The sequence below is a fragment of the Thermogemmatispora sp. genome, assembly GCF_019683635.1.
Classification (GTDB): domain Bacteria; phylum Chloroflexota; class Ktedonobacteria; order Ktedonobacterales; family Ktedonobacteraceae; genus Thermogemmatispora.
Genome location: NZ_JADGIA010000205.1, coordinates 1 through 9,008, shown reverse-complemented (window position 1 = coordinate 9,008; position 9,008 = coordinate 1). Strand labels below are relative to the sequence as shown.

General features: G+C 59.3%; 6 protein-coding genes. 5 read left to right on the top strand and 1 reads right to left on the bottom strand.

Translation table 11 applies throughout. The features are described from left to right. The first annotated feature begins 168 nt into the window (after positions 1-168). The 5 genes from IRZ31_RS17820 to IRZ31_RS17800 all read left to right on the top strand — a co-directional run bounded on the left by IRZ31_RS17820 (position 169) and on the right by IRZ31_RS17800 (position 6,684). Entirely contained in the window at positions 169-1,572 is a 1,404-nt protein-coding gene (locus IRZ31_RS17820; protein WP_297156118.1) for a glycoside hydrolase family 3 N-terminal domain-containing protein, read from the top strand. A 141-nt stretch (positions 1,573-1,713) separates the two neighbouring features. After that, positions 1,714-3,078, top strand: a complete 1,365-nt coding sequence (locus IRZ31_RS17815; RefSeq protein ID WP_297156116.1) for a glycoside hydrolase family 3 N-terminal domain-containing protein — start codon at positions 1,714-1,716, stop codon at positions 3,076-3,078. Positions 3,079-3,440: 362 nt separating this feature from the next. Further along, positions 3,441-4,025 (top strand): GNAT family protein, encoded by a 585-nt coding sequence (locus IRZ31_RS17810; protein WP_112430527.1) that lies wholly within the window; start codon positions 3,441-3,443, stop codon positions 4,023-4,025. Between the two features lie 26 nt (positions 4,026-4,051). After that, on the top strand, positions 4,052-5,275 hold the full coding sequence (locus tag IRZ31_RS17805) for a peptidoglycan bridge formation glycyltransferase FemA/FemB family protein (protein ID WP_297156112.1): 1,224 nt from the start codon (positions 4,052-4,054) through the stop codon (positions 5,273-5,275). Between the two features lie 254 nt (positions 5,276-5,529). Further along, positions 5,530-6,684: a peptidoglycan bridge formation glycyltransferase FemA/FemB family protein gene (locus IRZ31_RS17800; protein WP_297156110.1), complete on the top strand. Its 1,155-nt coding sequence runs from the start codon at positions 5,530-5,532 to the stop codon at positions 6,682-6,684. A 255-nt stretch (positions 6,685-6,939) separates the two neighbouring features. Here the strand turns inward: IRZ31_RS17800 and IRZ31_RS17795 are convergent. After that, positions 6,940-9,008: tetratricopeptide repeat protein (locus IRZ31_RS17795; protein WP_297156108.1), on the bottom strand; the 2,069-nt coding region annotated here is incomplete at its 5' end.

Below are 9,008 nucleotides of genomic sequence, written 5' to 3'. Positions count from 1 at the left end.
CTCCCATGATGTAACAAATCGTTCTTCCCGCGCGTTAGAACTAGAGAGAGAGGAGGAGGAACCAACCCCAGGTCCCTGCCCAGAACGCGCTGACAATGCCTGATTTTAAACATTTGTTGATAACGTTTTTATAATAGATACACAGCATGGTTTCTATTGGGAGTCTTTATGTCTCTGTTCTCGAAAAAGTCTGTCAAAAGTGCTACTTTTTTAGCAGACACCCCTGCTGCGCTACCCAGGAAGAGCGAGATATCGGGGAAGGTATCCTCCCGACGCCAGCGGCGCGCCGGTCGTCTACGGCTCTTTCTCGGCATCGCCATGCTTGTGCTGGCCTTCATCACTGCTGGCGGAGCGCTTTTTGCCTACTTCAACGCGGCCTATCTCTTCCCCGGACCGCTCCCTTCCTCGGTGATAGCTGATCCCTTTGCCAGCAGTCCCTCTGGCCCGTTCATCGCTGCCCCCTATAGCCCGGCTCAGATTAACGCCTTACGCCACCTGAGCGACCATATGTCCTACAAGCAACTCGCGAGCCTTTACGTGGCGCGGATGTCGCTGGATGAGAAGCTGGGCCAGCTGATTATGGTGGAGTACGCCGACGATTACTACTCACCCGACCTGGACAATATGATCACAAACCTGCATGCCGGGGGCGTCATCCTCTATGAGTTTCAAATGCAGAGTTTTTCTCAGACCAAGCATGATATTGCCCTGATGCAACAGCATGCCAAAATTCCTCTGCTGATCTCCACCGACGAAGAGGGTGGCCCCTACGTTCATCGCCTCTCGCACATCTATGGTTCACGTCCCTCAGCCTGGGACATCTACCAGTCGGGGAGCGTGGCCTATGCCTCGCAAGAGGGTCATAAGATGGCCCACGATCTGCTGGCGCTTGGCATCAACGTCGACCTGGCCCCCGATGTGGATGTGATGCTTGTGCCAGGCTATGACACGGTGACACGAACATTCGGTACAACCGCCCAGGATGTGATCAAGTACGCCGGTCCTTTTATGGCCGCTATGCAGCAGGACGGTCTGATCGCCTGCATCAAACACTACCCCGGCGGCCTGGGCGATACCACGGAGGACGCGCATAAGACCCTTCCCTCCGATAACCGTAGCGTCAGCCAGATCTACTCAACCGAGCTGGCCCCTTATAAGTATTTTGTCAACGCCTCCGATCCATACATGCGTCCAGGGATGATCATGTCAACCGATGTGCTGATGCCCGCGATCGATCCGAAATGGCCCGGCGAGCTGTCCTATCGCTTTATGACCCAGATTCTGCGCCAGGAGTTCGGCTACGATGGCGTGGTGATTACCGATGCACTCTATATGCAGGGCATCGCCCAGCAATGGGACATGCCAGAGGCCGCCGTGCTGGCCCTGAATGCCGGCAACGATATGCTCCTCGGCCCTACCGGCAGCGCTCAAACACTGGCGATGATTAACGGCCTCAAGGCGGCGCTCCAGGATGGCCGGCTCTCGATCCTGCGGGTCAACGAGGCAGTGACGCGCATTCTGGCTTTAAAGATGCAGTATCATCTGTTGCCCGCGGTCCCTCCTTCGGCCTAGGAGCTGCCTGAGTAATGTGCTCATCTTCTTGCTTTCACTCGCTCTCTAAGTACGACGATTGGCGCCTGTAACCTGTATCATTTGTTATACTTCTCTAGAATAAGAGAAAAATGCTAACCTGAATGCAGGAGTCACCTGGCAATGTTCACTGACAGCAAACCTCCGATGGTGGCCCCTCGCCCACAAGAGCGCCCTGAAGCAGGAGCCAGCGCTGCTGCGCCTCTGCGACAGCGGCCTCGTCGCCGTCGGCGCCCGCTCTCCACCCTGCGTCTCCTGCTAGCCAGCGGTGGGGCGCTGCTGCTCCTGGCAACGGCCCTGTTGGGCCAGGGCGATGCACCGTGGCAGCCGCGGCAGATGAGCCAGCTCCAGGAGACGCTGCTGGCCGGCCCCTTTATTAGCAATCCGTTGACCCCCGCCCAGATTGAGGCTCTGCGTCATCGCGAGGCCTCCATGAACGAGCAGGCCCTGGCCCGCCTCTACCTGGCCCATATGACTCTCGACCAAAAGCTCGGTCAGCTCTTCATGGTTCAGTATTACGGAATAACCTACTCGGCGGACCTGGAGACGATGATTCACGATCTCTATGCGGGTGGCGTGATTATGTACGCGGCCCAGATGCGTACCTTCCAGCAGACACGGGCCGATATTCAGCACATGCAGGCACGGGCCTGGATGCCGCTCTTCATTTCAGCGGATGAGGAGGGTGGCTTTGTCGAGCGGATCAACAATATCTACGGCCATCGGCCCGGAGCCTTGGAAGTCTACCAGACAGGCAAGGTCAGCAATGCCGCTGCGCTTGGTCACGGGATCGCCCATGACTTGAAGGCTCTGGGGTTGAACACCGACCTGGCCCCCGATGTGGATGTGCCAGTGGTCAATGGTCCCGATCAGTATCTACGTACGTGGGGCTATACGCCGCAGTCAGTCATCGACTATGGAGGGGCCTACCTGCGCGCTGTCCAGGGCGATGGGGTCATTGCCTGCCTCAAGCATTTTCCGGGTCTGGGCGCCGCTCAAACTGATGCTCACACCGACCTCCCAGTGATCAAGCGCAGCCGCGAGCAGATCTATAATACCGAGCTGGTGCCTTTCAAACACTTCATCCAGTCCCCCCAGTCGCTAGACCACCCCGGCATGATCATGACAACCGACCTGCTGATGCCAGCTCTTGACCCGGTCTGGCCGGCGGAGCTGTCGCCAACCATTGTGACGGGCATTCTGCGCCAGGAACTGGGTTACAACGGTGTAGTGATCACCGACGCGCTCTATATGGAGGGTATCGCCAAGAAATGGAATCTGCCGGAGGCCGTGGTCCTAGCCCTGGCAGCAGGCAACGATATGATCCTGGGAGTGCGCAGCTCTTACGATCTGCGCAGCGCTGTGGCGGCTATCAAGCAGGCCCTGGCCAGCGGACAGCTCTCGCAGAGCGCCATCGACGCTTCGGTCACGCGCATCATCGCTTTAAAGATCCACTACCATCTCTGGCCTATTCCCCGCTTCGTTTAGAGCCAGAGAAGGCCAGCAAACCAGCCAGCCAAGAGGACCTTGCGGCGACGGAAGACGGTGGGTCAGTACACTTCAGTACACTGCCTTCTTCCCAGCCAGTTGGAGGGGCAGACAAAGAGGCAAGAACCTGAGCGTCGGCGCAGGCGCACCCCTGTGGTCCTAGAGACCGGCCCCGTGCGTTGTCGGCCTTGGGGGACTATGCTATACTGGACTGGCACTAGCCGATTGTGTCAGGATACTCAGCTCAGCGAAGAACAGGTCTAGCACGTTTCTCCTGCCCGCCATGCCACATCTCCCCGGAGCGTTAGCGCGCTCAACAGCAGGCGTGGCGCGCACCATTCTATCCCAGGAGTGAGAAGACGATGGCTGAAGAGACTGCCCAGCTCCAGAATCCGTTTCTCGTCGGCGAGCGCGTCTACTTGCGCCCGCTGGAACCCACTCAGGACAATCATCTCTACGCGACCTGGCTCAACGACGAGGAGATTCGCCGCTATTTTTCGATCTATCCGACAAGCGACTCTCGTGCTAAGGAGCGCCTGGAGCAACTATACAGAGATGGTAAGCACATTATCTTTGGAGTAGCACTTAAAAGCAACAATCGTCTGATTGGTCTCGTTGGTTTAAAGGATATTAACTATATTAACCAGACAGCAGAATTCTATATTATCATCGGCGATCGCGCGGTCTGGGGCCAGGGCTACGGTACCGAGGCCACCAAACTGATGATCCGCTATGGTTTCATGGAGCTGAACCTGAACCGTATTCAGACGCAGGACATGGAGGAGAATATCGGCGGCTGGCGTGCAGATGAGAAGGCCGGCTTTAAATACGAGGGGACCCTGCGTCAGGCGATTCTGCGCTTCGGCAAATATCATGATGTTCGCGTCTACAGTCTGCTCAGAAGCGAATATCTTGAAAACTTGCATCAGGACAACAAGGGAAGCTGAAGTTTGTAAGAGGACGGGCGTTTGCCATGACAGTTGTTGTGCAGGAAATCACAGATCGCGAGCAGTGGAACGCCTTTCTGACGTCCCAGCCAGGTGGGCACCTGCTCCAATCATATGAGTGGGGTGAGCTAACGAAGTATCTTGGTGGGCGCATTTACCGCTTGGGCGCACTGGAAGGAGGCCAGCTAATCGGCGCCATGATGGTCTCGGTCGCGCCGGTGCCGCTTCCCGTTCGCCTGCCCGGTCTGCAGCTCAACTGGCTCTACAGCTGCCGCGGTCCCTCGGTCGAGGCGCCGGACTCGCCAGCCCTTCCCGCGCTGATCACTGAGGCCCACGCTATCGCCCGCCGCGAAGGCAGCGTAGTGCTGCGCCTCGAACCCAACATCGCCGATGACGACCCACGTCTAGAGCAATGGCAAAGTGCCTACCGTGCGCTCGGCTTTCGTACTTACCCCTATGCTGTCCACCCACGGCGCAGCTGGGTGCTGGATATCCGGCCTCCTCTAGAAACCCTCTTTGCCAACTTCAAGATGACCTGGCGGCAGAACGTGCGCGTGGCCGGGCGCAAGGGTGTCACTGTGCGAGAAGCCAGCAGCGACGCTGATTTCGACGCCTATTATGCCTTGCTGAAGCTCACCAGCGAGCGCGACGCTTTTTTTATTCACAGCAAAGACTACCATCGCGAGATCCTGCGCCAGTTCGCCGCGCGCGGCGATGCAGTGCTTTTCCTGGCCGAACACGAAGGCGAGGCCCTGGCAGCCAAGATGCTGATCCGCTTCGGAAACTGGTGCTGGGATATGTTTGGGGCTACCGCTAACCATAAGCGCAACCTGAAGGCCGCTTATCTGCTGCAGTACCGCTGTATCCAGTGGGCCAAAGAGCAGGGCTGCACGCACTTCGATTTTCGTGCTATTCCCGAGGTGCTGGAGCCAGGAGAAGAGATGTGGGGCGTCTACGAATACAAGCAAGGCTTTGGCGGCTATTCGCGCCTCAATATGCCAACGCAGGACTATGTCTATCGCCCCCTGATGTATCGCCTCTGGAGCAAGCTGGTAGAGATTCGGCGCGAGCGCAGGCGAGCTGAGCGGCGGCGGGTCGAGCTAGAGCGGGCGGCGCGCGGCAGACAGGGAGGCAAGCCCAGCTCAGCCGGTCAAGCCGATCAATCTGAAACCTCGGCGCAGGGCGACAGCAAAAAGGAGAAAGGCGCCCGGCCAGCAGAGCCAGCCTCGTCCTCCGGCGCCAGCCAGTGAGCGCCTTCCGCGCTCGCGTATGTTCACCACCAGCCTTGCGTAAACAGCGATAACGGACTGAGGGGGCTGGCGCTTTTGCTCCAGCAGGCGGCTGGCTGGCTCTGACCAAAGAAGAAGAGATCAGGCGCCGGCCATCGTCCTGAGCCAGGGGTGGGAAACTGTCCTTCTGTAAGCGCTGATCTGCTATCTACTGCACTGATAAAGCGAGAGATAATGAACGTTGGTTGCATCTGTCCATCTCTGAGGGAAAATTTATGGAAGCGCGCCTTATTAGCGACCGGCAGCAGTGGAACGACTTTGTAGCTGCCTCGGTTTGCTGCAATATTACCCAGTCCTATGAGTGGGGGCAGCTGGCCCCTCATCTTGGTGCCGAAGCTCTGTATACCGGAGTCGTCGACGATCAGGGGCAGCTCTGTGCCGCCATGCTCGTCCTTGTCTCGCGCCTGCCTGTGTTGGGAACCTACTTTTACGCTCCGCGAGGGCCGGTCATTGACGATCCCAGCTCACCGGCCCTGGGCCAGCTCCTGGATTTTGTGCGCCAGGAGGCGCGGCGGCGCGGCGCCTTCATGCTCAAGGTAGAGCCGAGCGTGCCCGATGGTGATGAGCGCTGGCTGGCCGCCTTGCGCCGGCACGGCTTCCGCCGCACGCCCTACGCCATGCACATCCGCCATGAGTGGGTGCTGGACATCCGCCCCGACGAGCAGACCTTGCTGGCCAACATGAAAGAGAAGTGGCGCTATAACATTCGCCTGGCCGCCCGCAAGGGAGTCAGTGTACGCAGGGGTGAAGGGCCTGCAGACCTGGATACCTTTTACCGCCTCTACCGCATCACCAGCGAGCGCGATCATTTTTTCATCCATGAGAAGGCTCACTACGAGGACGTCATGCGCCTCTACAGCGAAGGCGACCGCGCTGCCCTCTTTCTGGCCGAATATGAAGGGCAGGCTATTGCCGGTCTACTCGCCTTGCGCTTTGGCCGCTGGAGCTGGTACATGTACGGAGCTTCCTCAAACGAACACCGCAATCGCATGCCCAATCACCTGCTCCAATGGACAGCCATCCGCTGGGCCAAAGAGCATGGTTGCTGGTACTACAACTTCCGTGGCATTCCCGACGTCCTGGAGGAAGGGCAAGAGCTATGGGGGGTCTATATCTTCAAGCAAGGCTTCGGCGGCTATCCTCTGCGCTTCCTGGAGACCCATGACCTGGCCTACAAGCCCCTTGTTTATCAGGCCTATCGTCGTCTGCTGGATCTGAAGCGCTGGCGTGATCAGCAGCAGCGGAGCCGCTTGCAGCGCCAGCCCCAGGCCCAGCCAGCAGCGGGCGGGGAACGGACAGCCCAGGCACAGCGATCAGCTGATGCCCAACAGGCCGAGGCGGCTCTGCCCGGTGTCTCTCAGCAGGGCTAGAGAGCGCGCCGCTCAGCGGGTCTTTTAGGATCTGGCCCAGCGAAAGAGGGGATCGGCCCTACGGTCCTGCCGATCCCCATTTTCTTGAGTGCTGCTTTAGCCCATCAACCGGGCTGGTCTGTCTCCCGCTTCAGAGGAGAGGTCAGCCCTGGTGCCTTGATCTCCCCACACGATCCGAGTCAGGATAAGTCTCCCCCTGATTCCAAGCCCGGGTCCCGGGTGATCCGAGCCGTGCCAGAACAAACCTGGCTCAGGCTACTGGCCAGAGCGCAGCGCCTGCAAAGCAGCCAGACGCTCACGGGCAATGGTACTATCGGGCTTCACGCGTGCCAGGTTCTTATACACGCGGCTCGCCTGCTCATACTCGCCGACCGACTGATAGGTCTGCCCGAGCATATCGTAGGCTTCGTAGTTATGGCGATCGATGGCAATCAACTGCTGCAGAGCGGCCACGGCCTCCTTGACCTGATGGGTCTCGAAGTAGTAGCGAGCCACCACCGTCTGATACTCGGTGGCCTCGCGTGTGCGACCGATGCGCCAGCAGAAAGCTACGACCTCGCGCAAGAGGCTCATATCGTTAGGAGCGAGGTCCACAGCGCGGCGATAGCAGGTCAGAGCCTCCTCATTATTGCCCATTTCGGCATAGATATCGGCAATGCGGCGCATGGCTTCAGAGGCTTCACCGCGCTGATTACGGCGTTCATAGATATCAGCCAGCAGGCGCAGCTCGGCGATGCCCTCCTCAAGCTGGCCGCGATTAATATAGATTTCAGCCAGCTCGGCATGGGCGCGAGGGTCCTGGGGAGCCAGGCGCACCATCTCATTGAGCACATTGAGAGCGTTATCGCCCTGGCGCTTACTGAGATAGTAGCGAGCCAGCTCAGCGTACTCCTGGAGGGCGCTATCGATATCGCCCTGGCGGGCCGAGATCTCGGCCAGAGCTGAGGCCACCTCATCCTGATAGGTGGTCACCTGCTTAATGCGGCGGAGCACCGCCTGCATCTGCTCCTCTTTGCCAGCGCGGCGGTAGGCCTTGGCCAGCAAGAGGGAGATTTCCACCTCGGGAGCCTGATGCTCCTCGTCATCCTCGCGGGGGCGAGCCGCCCAGATGGTCGGGTCCATAGCAGCCGGTGAGCGGCGCACCAACTGCAGGGCCTGCTCCAATTGCTGAATAGCCTCCTCGGGCTTCCCCTGGGAGAGCAAGCAATGGGCCATACTTACACGGGCCAGGACCTCTACCGCGCTATCGCGCACTGCCTGCTGGTAGGAAGCCACGGCGCGATCGAAGTAGCCGGCCTGCTGATGGATCTGACCGAGCGAGAAATGGAGATCCGCGTTACCCGGCTGCAATTCGAGAGCCTGCGTATACTCGCGTGCTACCACCTCATAATGACGCTGGCCCTGACCCCGCAATTGCCAGCGAATGCGAGTCAGCAGCTCCAGAGCCGAAGCGCGCCCCGAGGGGGCGGCTCCAGTAATCATCAGGAGATGCCAGCGTACCAGAGCCACGATATTGCGCGGGTCGACCTGCAGCACGCGCTGGTATTCAGAGGCAGCCTGCTGAGAGCGACCGAGCTTTTGGAGAGCCAGAGCATAATTCAAGCGGGTAGGCACGCTTGTGGGGCTTTCCTGCAGCGCCTGCTCCAACTCACTGAGGGCGCGATCCATGTAGCCCAGGCGCAGATACGCCTCGGCGGCTTGAGTCCGCTCGCGCAGCAGATCCTCCTTGTTTCCGTGTGAGGAGAGCAGATTGATCAGACGCATGCGATATGTTAGATTATTTGGCTCCAGCTGCAGGATGCGCCGGTAGGTAGCGATCGCGTCGTCGATGCGTCCATTGGCGATATAGGTATCAACCAGGATAGCATACTTCGTGATCGCCTGCTCGATGCGGCCCTGGCGCACATAGATCTCGCAGAGTACCTGATGGACATCCAGATACTGGGGAGCAATTTCGATGACCTTCAAGCACTCATCGATGGCAGGATTCAGCAAGCCATGCTCGATGTAGCGCTGGATATCCTGCATCGAGCGCACCACCTGCATACGGATGCCTTCGGGCAGTGAAGCCGTGCTGGCGAGCACGGCGCCAGCCACCTGCTGCAGCGACTCATCACGGGCCGTATTACCGGCGATTTTACTCAGCAGCTCCTCAACATTATCCCTGGTAGAAGAAGGAGGGGTTGGAGAAGCCGGGCTGAGCTGCTCCAGCGTCAAGGGGGCGGGAGCCGGCGCAGCGGCAACGGGTGGCGCTGCTGGTGGAGCAGGCGCCTGTCCCTGGGCAGGGAACGGGTTTGGTGCCGGTACCGGGGCGGGGGCCGGGG

Coding starts and splice junctions, on each gene's coding strand:
- IRZ31_RS17810 (WP_112430527.1), top strand. CDS start 3,441: ATGGCTGAAGAGACTGCCCAGCTCCAGAATCCGTTTCTCGTCGGCGAG.
- IRZ31_RS17800 (WP_297156110.1), top strand. CDS start 5,530: ATGGAAGCGCGCCTTATTAGCGACCGGCAGCAGTGGAACGACTTTGTA.
- IRZ31_RS17820 (WP_297156118.1), top strand. CDS start 169: ATGTCTCTGTTCTCGAAAAAGTCTGTCAAAAGTGCTACTTTTTTAGCA.
- IRZ31_RS17805 (WP_297156112.1), top strand. CDS start 4,052: ATGACAGTTGTTGTGCAGGAAATCACAGATCGCGAGCAGTGGAACGCC.
- IRZ31_RS17815 (WP_297156116.1), top strand. CDS start 1,714: ATGTTCACTGACAGCAAACCTCCGATGGTGGCCCCTCGCCCACAAGAG.